At 71.3% G+C, this 15830-nt stretch carries 13 protein-coding genes; 6 read left to right on the top strand and 7 right to left on the bottom strand.

Annotated elements, in window-relative coordinates:
* Positions 1-84 precede the first annotated feature (84 nt).
* From ACFQ9V_RS00285 to ACFQ9V_RS00270, 4 genes are read right to left on the bottom strand one after another with little or no spacing between them, the layout of a single operon-like run.
* Positions 85-1059 (bottom strand): glycosyltransferase family 2 protein, encoded by a 975-nt coding sequence (locus tag ACFQ9V_RS00285; protein ID WP_382457188.1) that lies wholly within the window; start codon positions 1057-1059, stop codon positions 85-87.
* A gap of 3 nt (positions 1060-1062) precedes the next feature.
* Positions 1063-1515 carry a GtrA family protein gene (locus ACFQ9V_RS00280; protein WP_382457187.1) on the bottom strand — a complete coding sequence of 151 codons (453 nt, stop codon included), beginning with the start codon at positions 1513-1515 and terminating at the stop codon, positions 1063-1065.
* Positions 1512-2480, bottom strand: coding sequence for a Gfo/Idh/MocA family protein (locus ACFQ9V_RS00275; RefSeq protein WP_382457186.1), 969 nt, complete (start codon positions 2478-2480; stop codon positions 1512-1514). Before ACFQ9V_RS00275 ends, ACFQ9V_RS00280 begins: the two co-directional genes overlap by 4 nt.
* The gene (locus tag ACFQ9V_RS00270; protein WP_382457185.1) at positions 2477-3583 is read right to left on the bottom strand and encodes a DegT/DnrJ/EryC1/StrS family aminotransferase; all 1107 of its coding nucleotides are present in this window, start codon (positions 3581-3583) and stop codon (positions 2477-2479) included. Before ACFQ9V_RS00270 ends, ACFQ9V_RS00275 begins: the two co-directional genes overlap by 4 nt.
* Before the next feature lie 85 nt (positions 3584-3668).
* Here ACFQ9V_RS00270 and ACFQ9V_RS00265 point away from each other — a divergent pair, with 85 nt between their 5' ends.
* A complete protein-coding gene (locus ACFQ9V_RS00265) occupies positions 3669-4379 on the top strand; it encodes a UDP-N-acetylglucosamine acyltransferase (protein ID WP_382457184.1) in 711 nt (236 codons plus the stop codon).
* Positions 4380-4401: 22 nt separating this feature from the next.
* Here the strand turns inward: ACFQ9V_RS00265 and ACFQ9V_RS00260 are convergent, their stop codons facing one another.
* The 3 genes from ACFQ9V_RS00260 to manA are packed head-to-tail and all read right to left on the bottom strand — an operon-like array spanning position 4402 to position 8223.
* Positions 4402-5691 carry an O-antigen ligase family protein gene (locus tag ACFQ9V_RS00260; RefSeq protein ID WP_382457183.1) on the bottom strand — a complete coding sequence of 430 codons (1290 nt, stop codon included), beginning with the start codon at positions 5689-5691 and terminating at the stop codon, positions 4402-4404.
* Positions 5692-5701: 10 nt separating this feature from the next.
* On the bottom strand, positions 5702-7051 hold the full coding sequence (locus tag ACFQ9V_RS00255) for an O-antigen ligase family protein (protein WP_382457182.1): 1350 nt from the start codon (positions 7049-7051) through the stop codon (positions 5702-5704).
* A 14-nt stretch (positions 7052-7065) separates the two neighbouring features.
* A complete protein-coding gene (gene manA / locus ACFQ9V_RS00250) occupies positions 7066-8223 on the bottom strand; it encodes a mannose-6-phosphate isomerase, class I (RefSeq protein ID WP_382457181.1) in 1158 nt (385 codons plus the stop codon).
* 109 nt (positions 8224-8332) lie between these two features.
* Here manA and ACFQ9V_RS00245 point away from each other — a divergent pair, with 109 nt between their 5' ends.
* From ACFQ9V_RS00245 to ACFQ9V_RS00225, 5 genes are all read left to right on the top strand, one after another.
* Complete coding sequence (locus tag ACFQ9V_RS00245) at positions 8333-9511, top strand: acyl-CoA dehydrogenase family protein (RefSeq protein WP_382457180.1); 1179 nt, start codon at positions 8333-8335, stop codon at positions 9509-9511.
* 81 nt (positions 9512-9592) lie between these two features.
* The gene (gene galE, locus ACFQ9V_RS00240) at positions 9593-10555 is read left to right on the top strand and encodes a UDP-glucose 4-epimerase GalE (RefSeq protein WP_382457179.1); all 963 of its coding nucleotides are present in this window, start codon (positions 9593-9595) and stop codon (positions 10553-10555) included.
* Between the two features lie 183 nt (positions 10556-10738).
* Entirely contained in the window at positions 10739-11059 is a 321-nt protein-coding gene (locus tag ACFQ9V_RS00235; RefSeq protein ID WP_382457178.1) for a WhiB family transcriptional regulator, read from the top strand.
* A gap of 71 nt (positions 11060-11130) precedes the next feature.
* A complete protein-coding gene (locus ACFQ9V_RS00230; protein ID WP_382457177.1) occupies positions 11131-14394 on the top strand; it encodes a glycosyltransferase in 3264 nt (1087 codons plus the stop codon).
* Positions 14387-15817: a DUF5719 family protein gene (locus ACFQ9V_RS00225; RefSeq protein ID WP_382457176.1), complete on the top strand. Its 1431-nt coding sequence runs from the start codon at positions 14387-14389 to the stop codon at positions 15815-15817. The genes ACFQ9V_RS00230 and ACFQ9V_RS00225 overlap by 8 nt, the downstream gene beginning before the upstream one ends.
* Positions 15818-15830 lie beyond the last annotated feature (13 nt).

The following is a 15830-nucleotide window of genomic DNA, read 5'->3' as shown; positions in this document are numbered from 1 at the left end:
GGACGACGGGTCGCCGCACTGCGCCCTGACACACGAAGGCGGCCACCGCATCGCGGTGGCCGCCTTCGTCCGTTCGGAGCCCGATCAGGTGATGTCCGGCTCCCGTTCGAACGGGAGGTAACTCGGCGTCGACGGACTCGCCTGGATGTCGAGTTGCAAGGCGCTGATGAGCATCTGCGTCCCCAGCATCAGCGGCAGTGCCGCGAGCATGACCGTGGCGGCCGTCGCGACCACGGAGGCGGCGACCTGGAAGCAGACCCAGATGGCGACGCCGAATCCGAAGAGGAAGAGGATCATGCCCAGGACCAGGAGCAGCGCGATGGGGGAGAAGGACCAGAGCACGTAGCGGTACCAGATCCGCCGCCAGAAGCCGCGCGTGAGGAGGCTGAGCAGCTCGGGGACCACGCGGCCGAGGCGGATGCTGGACACCTCTTCGCCGTAGACGGCGGGGATGGGCACGTCGACCGCGGGCACCTGGAGGATGTTCAAGTGGATGAGGAGGTCGTTCTCGAAGCTGTACCGCCGCGCGACGTTGTCCAGCGGGACCCGGCGCAGCACGTCCGTGCGGATCGCCGTGTAGCCGTTCTGCGGGTCGAAGAGGTGCCAGTAGCCCGAGGCCAGCTTCGTCATGAACGACAGGACGATGTTGCCGAAGATCCGGTAGCGCGGCATCCCGTGGAAGGACTCCGGGGCGAAGAACCGGTTGGCCTTCGCGAAGCCGTAGCCCTCCGTCGTCACGTGGTCGAGCAGCGCCGGGAGGTAGGCCGGGTCCATCTGCGCGTCGCCGGCCATGATGACGTTCACGTCGGCGCCGAGTTCGATCGCCGCGCGGTGCCCCGTGATGATCGCGCCGCCGACGCCCTGGTTGACCTCGTGGCGGATCAGCACGACGCGGTCGTCGGTGCTGGCCTGCACGACCGCGCTCGTCCCGTCCGGGCTGTGATCGTCGATGATCACGATGTGATCCACGAATTCGGGCATCGTGTCGATGACCTCGGAGATCATCTTCTCTTCTTTGTAAGCGGGCACCACAGCGGCGATTCGTGCGCCGTTGTACATAGTTCAGTCCTCTCCGGGCTCCGGCTCGACGATGGCCGAGCGCGGCGATGCGAACACCCAGTATTTGTAGGCGAAGTAGTTCCACACAGTGGTCACGGCGGTGGCGATCACCTTTCCGCCGGCCCAGGAGAGCGCGGATTGGTCGACCAGCCCGACGATGATCGCGGTCGCCAGGGTGTTGAAGGCGACCAGCAGAGTGTACTTGATCAGGGCCTTGCCATGCGGCGCGGTCGACTCGAACGAGAAGACCCGCTGGATGAAGTACGTGAACCCGAAGCTGAGGATGAAGGCGGCGCCGGCGGCCAGCCAGGTGACCCAACCGAAGACCTCGTGGAAGAGCGCCAGGAGCCCGAAGTCGACGATGAAGGCGACGCCGCCCGCGAGCAGGTAGCGCACCATAGGCTTCTGGAGCAGCGCGGGCATCCGTCGCTCACGGCGCCCGGTGGACGCGCTCATGCCGCGGCGCTCGGCCTCTGCGAGATGACCTTGTCGATCACGCGGTGCGCAGGGAGGAAGCTCGCGCGCTCCGCCGCGGCGTCGATGCGGCCGTCGATGACGTCGAGGAACCGGGCGAACTGCGTGGTCAGCGGCTCCTGCGAGCTCACGAGCTCGGGGATCTCGATGACCGTCTGCTGGCGGTAGCCGCGGCCGTCGTCGACGGAGTTCTCGGAGACGTGACGGTAGACGGTGACATCGCGGCGCAGCAGGTCCACCTCGATGAGGCGGTCCCGCTCGTAGATCGAGAGCTGGCGGATCTTGCGCTGGCCGATGCGGCTCGCGGACACGTGGGCGATGGCGCCGCCCGGGAAGTCGAGGATCGTTTCGGCGACGTCCTCCGCGCCCTGGAGCGACTCCGGGTGGAAGTAGCCGAGCCGGGACTCGGCGGCGACGGGCGCAGCGCCGACGAAGCCGATGGCCAGGTCGACGTCGTGCACGAGCAGGTCCCACGCGACGCCGGTGCGGATGCGCGGGGCGTACGGCGAGTGCCGGGACGCCGTGATGTGGATGGGCTCGCCCATGATCCCGCGGGCCGTCATGACAGCGGGGTTGTAGCGCTCGAGGAGGCCGCACATGAACGGGATGTCGCGCGCGTCGGCGAGGGCGATGACCTCTTCGGTCCGCGCCAGGCTGTCAGCGACCGGCTTCTCGACCAGCAGCGGCACGTCCTGGCCGAGCACGCGCGTGGCCAGGTCGTAGTGGGCCTCGGTGGCGGCGGCCACGACGACCGCGTCGATCCCGTCGAGGTCGGGCAGCTCGGGGAGCCAGGTGGCGCCGAAACGCTCGGCGACGCTCGCTCCGACCGCCTCGCGGGGGTCGATGAGCAGCGCCAGCTCGGCGCCTGCGGACTGCGAGATCACGCGCGCGTGGTGGCTTCCCATGGTGCCGGCGCCGACGAGCGCGACACGCTTCAAGGCGGTCACCGGCGTCCGCCCGCGACGGCGGCGACGGTCTCGACGATGGTGTCGAGGTCCTCGTCGCTCAGCGAGTTGTGGACAGGGAGCGAGACGACCTGGCTCGCGACCTGCTCCGCCACCGGGGCGTCGCGCTTGATCACGTTGGGGTGGTCGCGGTAGGCGTCGTAGTCCCACAGCAGACGCGGGTAGTAGACGCCTGCGCCCACGCCCGCCTCGCCCAGCTTGGCGACGAACTCGTCACGGCTGACCGCGGCGTCCTCCGTCACGCGGACGGTGAACTGGTGCCACACGTGGGAGCGGCCGGGGAGCTCCTGGGGCGTCACGATGCCGGGCACGCCGGCGAGGCCCTCGATCAGGCGTGCCGCGTTGCGCTTGCGCGCCGCGACGATCGACGCGTACCGCGCGAGCTGCGGGATGCCCAGCGCTGCCTGGAGGTCGGTCAGCCGGTAGTTGTGACCGGCCATCTCGTAGACGTACCTGGCGCGCATGCCCTGGTTGCGCATCACGCGGAGCGTGTCGGCGATCGCGTCGTCGTCGGTCGTGATCAGGCCGCCCTCGCCCGTGGTCAGGTTCTTGGTCGCGTAGAGCGAGAAGGAGCCGAGGCCGTAGCTGCCCGCGTAGCGGCCGTTGTACGTCGCGCCGTGCGACTGCGCGGCGTCCTCCAGGATGCGGAGCCCGTTCTGCTCGGCGATCGCGGCGATCGGCTCCATGTCGGCCATCTGGCCGTAGAGGTGGACGGGGAGCAGGACCTTGGTGCGCGGCCCGACGGCGGCGGCGACGGACTCGGGGTCGACGTTGAAGTCGTCGAGGCGGATGTCGGCGAAAGTCGCGGTCGCGCCGGTCTCCAGGATCGCGTTCAGGGTCGCGACGAACGTGAACGGCGACGTGATCACCTCATCGCCCGGACCGAGGCCGAGCGCCTGCAGCGATGCGACCAGCGCGGTCGTCCCGTTGTTCACCGCGATCGCGTGCTTCGCGTCGTGCATGCGGGCGAACTCGTCCTCGAGCTGAGCCACTTTCGGACCCTGGGCGATGGAGCCCGAGCGGAGGACTTCGAGGACCTCGCGCTCTTCTTCGGGACCGAACTTGACCGTCGTGATGGGAATCATTGAGCCTCGTGGGTATAGTGCTGTGGGCGTAACGGGAAAACGTGCGCTCCCACCTTACCTTGTCCTCTCCGTTCGATCGGTCTGCATGAGCGCCCAGCCCAATTCCATCCATCCCACCGCGGTCGTCTCGGGCGATGTGCGCCTGGGGGAGGGCAACACGATCGGCCCGTTCGCCGTGATCACCGGCCCCGTGGAGCTCGGCGACGGCAACTGGATCGGCGCAGGCGTCGTGATCGGCGCGCCGCCGGAGGTCCGTTCGTGGGAGCACCCGCGCGACGTCGCCGACCTGTCGAGCGGCAACGGGATCCGGATCGGCGACCGCAACGTGTTCCGCGAGTACGCGCAGGTGCACCAGGGCTGGCACGCGCAGACGGTCATCGGCGACGACGCGTTCGTGATGAACCAGGTCTACATCGCCCACGACTGCCGCCTGGGCGACGGCGTGACCCTGGCCTCGAGCGTGCTCCTGGCGGGTCACGTCCGGATCGGCGACGGCGCCAACCTCGGGCTCGGGACATCGGTGCACCAGCGCCGTTATGTCGGCCGCGGTGCGATGGTCGGCATGGGCTCCGTGGTGACGCGGGACGTGCCGCCGTGGGCGAAGGCGTTCGGCAATCCGGCGCGGGTGCGTGGCGCGAACACGGTCGGCATGAGCCGTTCGGGGATCGGCCCGGACGCGGTGGACGCGGTCGCCGCGCTCTACGCGGACGACTTCGAGCCGGCAGCGCTCGACCGCCTCGACCACGAGGAGCTCGCCGCGGCGATCGCGGAGTGGCGCGAGGCGACGGCGGGCTGAGGCCGGCCCGACCGCACTCCGGTCACGCCCCGTCCCGATGCGGCAGCCGCAGCCGCCAGCTCATCCCCTGCGACGCCTTCACCGTGCAGATCACCATCAGCATCCAGCCGGACTCGATCAGGATCGAGCTCTCGAAGACGCTCGTGACCAGCAGCGCGACGAGCACGAGCGGCGCCCAGGCGTAGACCACGCTGCGGCGGTTGGAGGCGAGCAGCCAGGAGCGGCCGAACGCCAGGGCGATGAGCGCGACGAAGATCAGGAGGCCGATGAAGCCGACCTGGAGGTACACGTCCAGGTAGGCGTTCAGGCCGTCCGGGTGGTACGTGCCGGTGGCGTCCTGGATGGCGTTGAACGGGTAGAGGTCGGTCGGCCAAGCGCCCACCCAGCCCCAGCCGGCGATCTGGTTGATCGGGATGAGCTCCCAGATCTGGATCCAGAGCTTGTAGCGCACCTGGAAGTCCGCGCGGGCGTTGAGCAGGTCGATCACGCGGGTGCGGTAGATCCACCCGGTGACCAGGATGGCGATAGTCACGACCGCGAGCGCCCACTGCACCAGCGTCCGGCGGTGGGCAGGCACCTTCCGCAGCAGGTACAGCGCGAGCGTGGCGAACCCGACCACCACCGACACGGCGGCGATGACGGGGGAGTGCGCCAGCAGGATGCAGAGCGCGGCGAGCGTGATCGAGAACGCCGCCACCGTGGGCCGCACGGAGCGGGTGCGCAGCTCGACCAGGAACGTGACGAACGCGATCAGCGCGACGATGCTGAGCTGGTTGCGGGTGCCGAACAGGCCCTGGATCGGGCCGCCGGCCGCGATGTTGCCCGCGATCCCCAGGAAGCGGATCGGCAGGTCGAGCAGCAGGCCGCTCAGGACCTCCAGCGCGAGCGACACGGTCAGCAGCACGCGGAGGGCGTCGCCGACCACCCGGACGATCTGGATGGCGTCGCGCACCAGGGCGATGTAGACGGCCAGGAACGCGAACAGGAGCTGGTAGAAGACCCCGCCGATCGTCGCCCACTGGTAGTCGCTCCAGATGATGGACAGCGCGCACCAGCCGACGAACAGCAGCGCGGAGATCGGCAGCAGGCCGTGCCACTCGATGAGCTTGCGCTGGGCGATGAACGACAGCGCCGCCAGGACGGCGATGGTGCCGAGCACGCCGATGAGGCCGGGCCAGCCCATCAGCGCGCGGATCGCGTGGGTCGAGAATCCGGTCACCACCGCCAGCAGCGCGAGGGTCGAGTTGAATCTCGCCGATCCGAGGAACTCGGTCACCGCGGGCGGCACCAGGGTTCGACGTGCTTCGGCCATGAACAGAATCCTACGTGGCGGACTGCTTGGTCTTCAGGGCGAGCAGCGCGAGGAGCGCCCAGCCCCCTTCGATCAGCATGCGGCTCTCGGCGAGGCTCTGGGCGAGCAGGGCGGCCAGCAGCAGCAGCGGCAGGAGGGCGAGCGCGGTGTACGGCAGGTCGTCGGCGACGGCCACCCGCGGCCGGTCCACGGCCAGGAACCAGGTCCGCCACAGCGTGCTCAGCACCAGGAGGGCGAAGATCACCAGGCCGACGATCCCGAGCTGCAGCCAGACGTCGAGCCAGGCGTTGTGCGCCTGCAGGTAGACGACGCCGCTGCGCACGGCGAGGTCCTTGAACGGCGACACCCAGGGCGCCCAGTAACTCACCCAACCCCACCCGAACGCCGGGCGCTCCTGGGCGAGGTGGATGACCGAGTTCCAGATCGTCAGCCGGCCGGTGAGATCCTCGCTCTTGCCGAGCAGCACGGGGATGCGGGAGGCGAACAGCACGACGGACACGACGACAACGACCGTGAGCGCCGCGGCGGTGAGGTACACCGGCCGCCTCCGCTCGGGGCCGGCGCGGCGCGTCCAGAGCGCGAAACCGAGCACGACCGCAGTGAACACGGCGGCGACGAACACGGTCGAAGAGCGGGTCAGCGCGAAGGTCGCGACGGCGACGACGATCCAGGTGATCGCCGTCCCGCGGCGGACGCTGCGATCGGCGAGTTGGATGCCGAACACGACCAGCCCGAGCAGCGCGACCATCGCCAGCAAATTGCTGTTGCCGACGATCCCCTGGATCTGGCCGCCGTGGAAGAGCAGGTCGCGGCTCCAGTAGAAGGCAGACGGGATGTGCGACGACGGCGCCGGCTGCACAGGGGTGAGCGGGAGCACGGGCCTGCGCACGAAGACGGAGACGATCAGCTCGAACAGCAGCGAGAGCCCGAGGATCCAGCGGAACGCGTTCGCCAGGGCCGTGAGCAGCGCCTGCCAGCTCAGGCAGAACGCGAGGAACAGCGCGGCGCCGGTCGTGGCGAACTGCGTGACCAGCCCGAGCGCGGTCGCTCCGGGATACGCCGACCAGGCCAGGGAGACGACCGCGAACGCGAGGAAGAGCACTAGCGACTTCGGCAGCTTGCGCCGGCGCACGGCCGGCCTCAGCCGCACCAGGAGGACGACGCTCCCCACCGCCAGGACGCCGGCGAGCACGAAGTAGCCCGGCCAGCTGATCAGGTTGCGCCAGAAGTCCCCGGCGAACAGCGTGAACAGCAGCAGAACCGCGAACACCGAGACCCCGGTGCCGGAGGCGCCGCGGGCGGCGTCGACGCGGTCACGCAGCGGGTTCGATCCGCGCGCGGAAGGGGAGGGCCTGCTCACCCCCGAAGGATAGCTCACCGGTTCGGCGTCGCCAGGAAGAGTGTTCCCGCGCCGGCATATACGGTCAGTGTGCCCTCGTCCGCCGTCACCACGGCCGCCTCGCCGCGGGCGAGCCGCACCGAGCCCGTGGCGCCGCGGAGCTCGACATCCCCGGCTGTGCAGAGCGCGATCGCGGTGCCGGGCAACTCGACCGTGGTGGACGGCACGTCGCCGCCGACCTCCACGCGCGCCAGCCGGAAGTCCGGCACGTCCGGCACGAACTCCTCGACGCCGGGTGCCGGCCGCTCCCGGACCATCGGGGTCACGGCGAACGGCGCGAAGTCGAGGATGCTCACCAGCTCCGGCACGTCGATCCGCTTCGGGGTCAGCCCGCCGCGCAGCACGTTGTCGGAGGCGGCCATCAGCTCGACGCCGAGCCCGCGGAGGTAGGCGTGGATGTTGCCGGCCGGGAGGTAGAGGGCGTCGCCCGGGCGCAGCGCGACCCGGTTGAGCAGCAGCGCGAGGACGATCCCCGGATCGCCGGGGAAGGCCTCCGCGAGCATCCGGACGGTGTCGGCGTCGACGCCCTCCGCGGTCCTGGCCGCCTCGACCACGGCGTCGACGACCGCCGCCACCTCCGGCGCTCCGCCCAGCAGCCACTCGGTCGCGTGGCGCAGCGCCTGCTGCGGGTCGCCGTCGAGAGTGGCGGCGAACGCCGCGACCGCGGGGTCGCCGCCCGCCAGCCGTTCGAGCGCGGCACGGCTGTCGGCCGGCTCCCGGAAGCCGCAGAGCGCGTCGAACGGGTCGGACAGCGCGAAGATCATCTCCGGCTTGTGGAACGGGTCCTTGTAGTTGCGCTCGGGGGAGCCCGGCGCCAGGCCCTCGGCGTTCTCGCGCTCGAACCCGGCGCGCGCCTGCGCGGACGACGGGTGCGCCTGCAGCGACAGCGGACCCGCCGCCGCGAGCACCTTGAGCAGGTAGGGGAGCTTCCCGGCCGTCTCGCTCCAGTGCGCAAGGTCGGCGGCTCCTCCCGCCTCCGCGGGGTCGAGGATGCGGGAGGGTGAGCCCGGGTGCGCGCCCAGCCAGAGCTCCGCCTCCGGGGCCCCGCTCGGCGTCGTGCCGAGGAGGTGGGCGATCGCGGTGGTGGAACCCCACGCGTAATCGCGCGGGGTGTTGCCGATGCGCACAAACATCCGTGGTGTTCCCTTCGATCCGGTTAGACCAAAGTACCAATCGCTTTGCCGGGTCCAGGGCCGGTCCCTAGGCTGGCGGTCTCTGCCGACCGCATGCACTGGAGCACACATGGCCTTCGAATCCCTCGCCAGCGACTTCTACGGCTTCGAGAACCTCCTGACCGAGCGCGAGCGCGACTTCATTGCGAACCTGCGCGCGGCGCTCGAGACCGAACTGAAGCCGATCGTCAACGAGTACTGGGAGCGTGCGGAGTTCCCGCGCCAGATCGTGGACGTGCTGCACGCCGCAGGCGCGATCGGCCTCGGCTTCGAGGAGACCGCGCCGTTCGAGAACTCGGCGGTCTTCCGCGGCTGGGTCGCCCTGGAGCTGGCCCGCGTCGACGCCTCCGTCAGCACCTACGTCGGCGTGCAGAACGGCCTGGCGCTCGGCGCGATCGGCGTCTGCGGCTCCACGGAGCAGCGTGCGGAGTGGCTGCCCAAGCTCGCCAGCGGCGAGGTGCTCGGCGCGTTCGGCCTCACCGAGCCGGACTCCGGCTCCGACTCCGCCCAGGGCCTGCGCACGGTCGCGACCCGCGACGGCGACGACTGGATCCTCAACGGCTCCAAGCGCTGGATCGGCAACGCCACCTTCAGCGACATCACCGTCATCTGGGCCAAGAGCGCGGAGGACGGCCAGGTGAAGGGCTTCATCGTCCCGACCGGCACCCCCGGCTACACCGCGACCAAGATCGAGGGCAAGACGTCGCTGCGCATCGTCCAGAACGCGGACATCACGCTCGAGAACGTGCGCGTGCCCGAGTCACTGCGCCTCCAGAACGCGAACAGCTTCCGCGACACCGCCGCCGTGCTGCGGCTGACCCGCGCCGAGGTCGCCTGGGCCGCCGTCGGCGTCGCGGTCGGCGCGTACGAGGCGGCGCTGCGCTACGCGAAGGAGCGCGTGCAGTTCGGCAAGCCGATCGCCAAGCACCAGCTCATCCAGGACCTCCTGGTCAAGTCCATCGGCGACATCACCGCCTCCATCGCCCTCTGCACCCGGGTCTCGCAGATGCAGGACGACGACGAGCAGCGCGACGAGCACTCGGCCCTGGCCAAGGCGTTCGCGACGGCGCGGATGCGCGAGACCGTCGCACGCTGCCGCGAGCTGATGGGCGGCAACGGCATCGTCCTCGACTACGACGTGGCCCGCTTCTTCGCCGACGCGGAGGCCCTCTACTCCTACGAGGGCACCCGCGAGATGAACACCCTGATCGTCGGCCGCGCGATCACCGGCGAGGCCGCCTTCGTCTGACCGGCATCCGGAGGGCCGTCATCGCTCCGAACGCTAGGGTTGCTGTGAATCCCTCGTTCCGTTCGAAGCAGGAGGACGCCCGTGGCGTGGTTGGTGACTGGAGGGGCCGGCTACATCGGCTCCCACGTGGTGCAGGCGTTCCGGGCGGAGGGCATCGACGTCGTCGTGGTCGACGACCTGTCCAGCGGGCATGAGGAGTTCGTCCCGGCCGACGTGCCCTTCTACCGCGGCACCATCCTCGACGGGGAACTGCTGGAGCGAATCTTCCACGAGCACCCGGTCAGCGGCGTCGTGCACGTCGCCGGCTTCAAGTACGCGGGCGTGTCCGTCCAGCGGCCGCTGCACACCTACGAGCAGAACGTCACCGCCACCGCCGTGCTGCTCGCCGCCATGCAGGAGGCGGGGGTCGACGCGATCGTCTTCTCCTCGTCCGCCGCGGTGTACGGCACCCCGGACGTCGACCTGGTCACCGAGTCCACCCCGAAGAGCCCGGAGTCGCCGTACGGCGAGTCCAAGCTGATCGGGGAGTGGCTGCTGCGCGACCAGGGCGTCGCCGCGAGCCTCCGCCACACCTCGCTGCGCTACTTCAACGTCGTCGGCTCCGGCGACCCCGCACTGCGCGACACCAGCCCGCACAACCTCTTCCCGCTGGTCTTCGACGCCCTCGTCGCCGGCCGGACCCCGCGGGTCAACGGCGACGACTACCCGACGCCGGACGGCACCTGCGTGCGCGACTACATCCACGTGGCCGACCTCGCCGTCTCGCACGTCGCCGCGGCCAAGCGCCTGGACGCGGGGGAGCCGATCCAGGCGGTCTACAACCTGGGCAGCGGCGACGGCGTCAGCGTCGGCGAGATCATGTCGACGGTGGCCCACGTGACCGGTATCGCCTTCACCCCAGAAGTGGGGCCTCGACGTCCGGGGGACCCGGCGAGGATCGTTGCCTCAGGAGAGCTCGCCGCGCGCGACCTCGACTGGAAGATGCGCCACTCCCTCGAGGAAATGGTAGGCAGCGCCTGGGAAGCACGGCAGGCGGCGTCCTGACCTGTCGCTCGATGGGGGTAGACAGGTCGGGCGTGTCGCGATTGTTGTCGAGCCTCGGCGCGTCGTGAAGTCTCGACCAGGCGTTAAGGCTTTACGATTCGCGACTTGACGGAAGCGAATGACAACGGTGTAATTATTGCGACACGACAAACGTGTACGTCAGTTAGAGGGTGGGGAACCGATATGGCAATTCCTGAATATCGTTCTGGGGTACCCGACGACTGGTTCGTGGATCCGGTGCGACTCGGGGTTCCGGGAGTCCGGGCGGGTGTCACAGACGACAACCCGCTCGCCTGGCAGTCCGACGCCCTGTGCGCGCAGACGGATCCGGAGGCGTTCTTCCCCGAGAAGGGCGGCTCCACTCGCGACGCCAAGCGGATCTGCACCTCGTGCGAAGTCCGGTCCCAGTGCCTCGAATACGCGCTCGCCAACGACGAGCGGTTCGGGATCTGGGGCGGGCTCTCGGAGCGCGAGCGTCGCAAGCTCCGCAAGCGCGCGGGCTGAGCCGGGTCGAATACGCGCCGCGCCCGATGCACTACCGGGATCGGCGCAGCCCCAACTTAGGCTGACTCCCGATGTATCCGAGAGTCACCGCCATCGTCGTCGCCCCGAGCGGCGGCAGCAGCCTGCAGCGCACTCTCGACGCCCTCGCGGCACAGACCCGACAGCCGGACGCCGTGATCGCCGTCGACTGCGCGAGCACGGATGACGCCGCCCGCCTCCTCGCCGACGCCAAGCCCACCCAGCTCCTCCGCAGCCCGGAGAAGCTGTCCTTCGGCACGGCGATCGCCACCGCCGTGCGCGTGCTCCCGCCGACCACCTCGTCCGACGAGCTGCTCTGGCTGCTCGCCCACGACACCGCGCCGGAGCCGGACGCCCTGGCTGCGCTGATCGGCGCGCTCGAGGTCTCGCCGTCCGTCGCCGTCGTCGGACCCAAGCTGGTCGACGCCGACGACGCCGCGTTCATCCGCGAGTTCGGCGAGTCGATGACGCCCTTCGGCGCCTCCAGTCCGCTGGTCGAGAACGAGCTCGACCAGGCCCAGCACGACGGCCTGAGCGACGTGCTCGCCGTGTCGTCCGCCGGGATGCTCGTCCGCCAGCCGGTCTGGGACGCCCTCGACGGCTTCGACCCGGCCCTGCCCGCGATCGACACCGGACTCGACTTCTGCACCAGGGCGCGCCTGGCCGGCTACCGCGTGACGCTCGTCGCCCAGGCCAGGGTCGCCGTCGGCGGCGACGGCCTGGCCGGCCCCAACCTGTCGCGCAAGTGGTCGGTGCGCCGCAAGCTCGCAGGGGAGCGCCGCAGGGCGCAGCTCCACCGCCGGATGGTCTACGCGCCGGGCTGGGCGCTCGTGCCGCACTGGCTGACGCTCGTGCCGCTGGCGATCCTGCGCTCCATCCTGCGCCTGCTCCGCAAGGAGCCAGGCTCGGTCGGCGGCGAGCTGGGCGCGGCCTTCCGGGTCGCGTTCTCCGGGATGGCGATCGGCAACGCCCGCCGCCGGCTCTCCCGCGCCCGCACGGTCGGCTGGGCGGCCATCGCTCCGCTGCGGCTGCCGTTCGCCGAGGTGCGCCGCAGCCGCGCGCTCAAGCGCGAGGCGGCGATGGTCCGCCAGCAGGGCGAGCGCCAAGAGCTCGACTTCTGGGGCACGGGAGGCGGCTGGGCTGTGCTCGCCATGCTGGCCGTCGGCGTCGTCCTCTTCTACCCGCTGGCCGGCTCCGGCGCGATCACCGGCGGCGGGATGCTGCCCCTGAACACCTCGGTCGGCGACCTCTGGGCGAACCTCGGCTACGGCTGGCGCGACCTCAACCTCGGCTTCACCGGCGCCGCCGACCCGTTCTCCGCCGTGCTGGCCGTGCTCGGCACCCTCACCTTCTGGCAGCCGAGCGTGTCGCTCGTGGCGCTCTGGCTGCTGGCCCTGCCGCTCGCGGCCCTCGGCGCCTGGTACGCCGCCGCGCGGCTGACCGTCCGGCCGACCCTCCGGGCCTTCGCCGCCGTCGTCTACGCCCTGGCGCCGACGCTGCTCGTCGCGCTGCAGGGCGGCCGCCCCGGCGCCGTGCTCGCGCACATCCTGCTGCCGTGGCTGTTCTTCGCGGGCCTCGCCGCCCGACGCTCGTGGACGGCCAGCGCCACGACCGCCCTGATCGCGGCTGCGACCGTCGCCTGCGCCCCTGTGCTGATCCCGGCGCTCGTGATCGCCTGGATCGCCGCCATCGTGTTCGCCGGCCGCCGCGCCGCGCGCATCGTCTTCATCCCGCTGCCGGCCCTCGTGCTGTTCGCGCCGCTGGTCTGGCAGCAGGCCTCCCGCGGGGCCTGGCTGTCGATCTTCGCCGACCCCGGCGTCCCGCTCGACGCCAGGCAGACGCCCGCGTGGCAGCTCGCGCTCGGCTTCCCGGACGGCGCGCTCGGCGGCTGGCACGCCCTCGCGCACGCGTTCGGGCTCGGCGCCCTGCCCGGCACGATCATCGTGCCCATCCTGCTCGCGCCGCTCGGCATCCTCGCGATCCTCGCGCTCTTCCTGCGCGGAACGGTCCGGGCGGTCGTTGCGCTGCTGGTCGCGCTCGCCGGTTTCCTCACCGCCGTGACGGCCCTGCACGTCGAGCTCGCGGTCTCCGGGTCGGCGGTCGTGCCGATCTGGCCGGGGAGCGCCGTGAGCCTCTACTGGCTCGGCTTGATCGGTGCCGCCGTGCTCGCGCTCTCGGCCCTCCGGCGCGGCGCGCTCGCACCGGCCTGGGTCGCGATGGTGACCATCGCGATCGCGGCCGTGCCCTCGGCGCTCGCCACACACGACGGCCAGGCCCTGGTGACGGCGAGCGACGGGCGGACGATGCCGGCGGTGGTGACGGCGAAGGCCTCGACCCAGCCGCGCACCGGCACGCTGCGGATCACTCCCCAGCCGGACGGCGGAATCCGGGCGGAGGTCGTCCGCGGAGCCGGGCAGACCCTCGACGGCCAGACCACGCTGGGCTCGACCGCGCGGTCGCTGACCTCAGGACAGCAGGAGCTCGCGACGCTCGCCGGGAACCTCGCATCGCGCAGCGGCTTCGACGCCTCGGGCGAGCTGAAGCGGCTCGGCATCGACTTCGTGCTGCTCACCCCGTCGGCGACGGCGCTGGACGAGCACGTCGGGACCACGCCGGACACCACGGCGGCCGACGCCACCCGGCTGCGCGCGAGCGTCGCGATGGACTCGAACTCGCTGCTCGCTCCCGTGGGGCAGACCGCGACCGGCTCGCTGTGGGCCTTCGACCGCGGCACGACCGTCGAGCCGCCTGCGGCGCTGATCCCGCCGGACGCGGGCGGGATGTGGCGCGTGATCGTGCTCCTCGTCCAGGGGCTGATCGTCGGCTTCACGCTGCTGCTGGCCATCCCGACCACGCGGTCCGCCGACCGCGTCTCCGAGCTGAACTCCCGTCGTCCTGCGCGCAAGCACGGCGGGGAGCCTCCCGCCATCGAACCGGACGACGAGCCTGACCCGCCGTCGGACGGCGACCTCCCCGTCTCGGGCGAGAGCCTGGACGAATGGGACGCAGAGCCGGAGGACGAGGCCGTCGTCGAGTCCGCGGACGAGGACGAGGCGCGCGAGGCGCATCCCGAGCCGGAGGAGACCACGGCCCCGAAGCCCGAGCCGAGCCACGTCACGGCGCCGGAGCCCGCGCTACGGGAACCCGCGCTGCCCGAACCCGCGCTGCCTGAGCCCGCCATCGGCCCCAACGCCACCGCCCACGACTTCGCCCTCCAGGCCGCCGTCTCGTTCGACGCCCCGACCACGTTGGAGGATGGCCTCGACGAGACCATCATCCGGCCCCGTCCCGCCATCGAGAGGAGCGACCGTGGCTGACCGCCGTGCCCTCGCCCAGGGCGGCGTCCGCGCGATCGGAGGCCTCGTCGGCATCGGGATCGCCGCCGCTGTCATCGCCGGCGCGACCCTGCTCCCGCTGTCCGGTTTCGCGATCGACGCCCCGTCGAAGACCGTCCACCCGGTCCCTGCCGACCAGCAGCGCGTGTGCCCCGGCCCCGCGCTCGCCCTCGCCGCCGACGCCGGCCAGGCCTCCCAGCCGAGCGCCATCGGCAGGTTCTCGAGCGTCTACGGCACGGACGGTCCCGACACCCAGACCAGGAACCTCAAGCCGGACGCCTCCACCGACTCGGCCGACCAGGCCCCGCTGGCGCTGACGGCGGCGACCCCGCAGGGCGCGACCCGTCCTCCGCTGTTCGCGGGCGCCCAGATCCAGAACGTCACCAGCCAGGACCTCGCCGGGCTCGCCGCGGCCTCCTGCGCCGAGGCGAGCGCCGACAGCTGGCTCGTGGCCGGCGCGACCACCCTCGGCCAGACCAGCCTCGTGTTGCTGTCCAACCCGACCTCCGTCGACGCGACCGTCAACCTCGACCTCTACACCGAGACCGGCCGGGTCGCGGCGCCGGGCGCGACCGGCATCGTCGTCCCCGCCGGAGCACAGAAGGTCGTTCCGCTCGCGGGCCTCGCGCCCTCCGCCACCGCCCCCGTGGTCCATGTGACCACCACCGGCGGCGCCGTCGTGGCCACCATGCAGCAGAGCTTCGAGCAGGGCATCGACCCGCGCGGCCTGGAGCTCGCCGGCCCCACGGGCGCGCCCTCCCGGGTGCAGACGATTTCCGGGGTGACCATCGCCTCGCTCGCCGCCGTCACCGCCGCGCAGTCCGCGGAGGCCGTCAGCGTCGAGTTCCCGACCGTGCGCGTCTTCGTGGCGGGGACCCAGGACGCGCAGATCACGATCGGCGCCGTGGGGGAGGCCGGCACGGCCGCGGGCAACTCGTACGCGCAGACCGTGAAAGCGGGCAACGTCGCCGAGATCCCGCTCGACCACCTCAAGGACGGGAGTTTCGACGTCACGGTCCGCTCCAGCGTCCCCGTCGTCGCCGCCGTGCGCACGTCGGTCATCGGGAGCAAGACGCGCGACTTCGCGTGGTTCGTGTCCGCTCCGCCGATCACGGACTCCCAGCTCGTCGCCGTGCCGCCGGGACCGGGCGCGCGCCTGCACTTCGCCAACGCCGCGGACAAGGACGCCAAGGTGAAGATCCAGCCGGCCTCCGGCGCCGCGATCTCGCTCACGGTGCCCGCGGAGGGCGGAGCCGGTACGGCGGTCGCCACCGGGCGGTACACGATCACGGGAGGCGACGGCCTCGTGGTCGGCGTCAGCGTCATCGGCGACGGGCAGATCAGCGCGTTCGCCGTCTCGCCCGCGGGTCCGCTCGCGGCCCCGATCGAGGTCTACCCGCACTGACGCCGGGCCGCGC

The organism is Leifsonia sp. NPDC056665 (assembly GCF_042791795.1).
Classification (GTDB): domain Bacteria; phylum Actinomycetota; class Actinomycetes; order Actinomycetales; family Microbacteriaceae; genus Leifsonia.
Note: the sequence above shows the minus strand (reverse complement) of the source record. Positions and strands in the feature narration are given on the sequence as shown.

Coding starts and splice junctions, on each gene's coding strand:
- ACFQ9V_RS00235 (WP_382457178.1), top strand. CDS start 10,739: ATGGCAATTCCTGAATATCGTTCTGGGGTACCCGACGACTGGTTCGTG.
- ACFQ9V_RS00285 (WP_382457188.1), bottom strand. CDS start 1,059: ATGTACAACGGCGCACGAATCGCCGCTGTGGTGCCCGCTTACAAAGAA.
- ACFQ9V_RS00260 (WP_382457183.1), bottom strand. CDS start 5,691: ATGGCCGAAGCACGTCGAACCCTGGTGCCGCCCGCGGTGACCGAGTTC.
- ACFQ9V_RS00245 (WP_382457180.1), top strand. CDS start 8,333: ATGGCCTTCGAATCCCTCGCCAGCGACTTCTACGGCTTCGAGAACCTC.
- ACFQ9V_RS00280 (WP_382457187.1), bottom strand. CDS start 1,515: ATGAGCGCGTCCACCGGGCGCCGTGAGCGACGGATGCCCGCGCTGCTC.
- ACFQ9V_RS00265 (WP_382457184.1), top strand. CDS start 3,669: ATGAGCGCCCAGCCCAATTCCATCCATCCCACCGCGGTCGTCTCGGGC.
- ACFQ9V_RS00230 (WP_382457177.1), top strand. CDS start 11,131: ATGTATCCGAGAGTCACCGCCATCGTCGTCGCCCCGAGCGGCGGCAGC.
- manA (WP_382457181.1), bottom strand. CDS start 8,223: ATGTTTGTGCGCATCGGCAACACCCCGCGCGATTACGCGTGGGGTTCC.
- ACFQ9V_RS00270 (WP_382457185.1), bottom strand. CDS start 3,583: ATGATTCCCATCACGACGGTCAAGTTCGGTCCCGAAGAAGAGCGCGAG.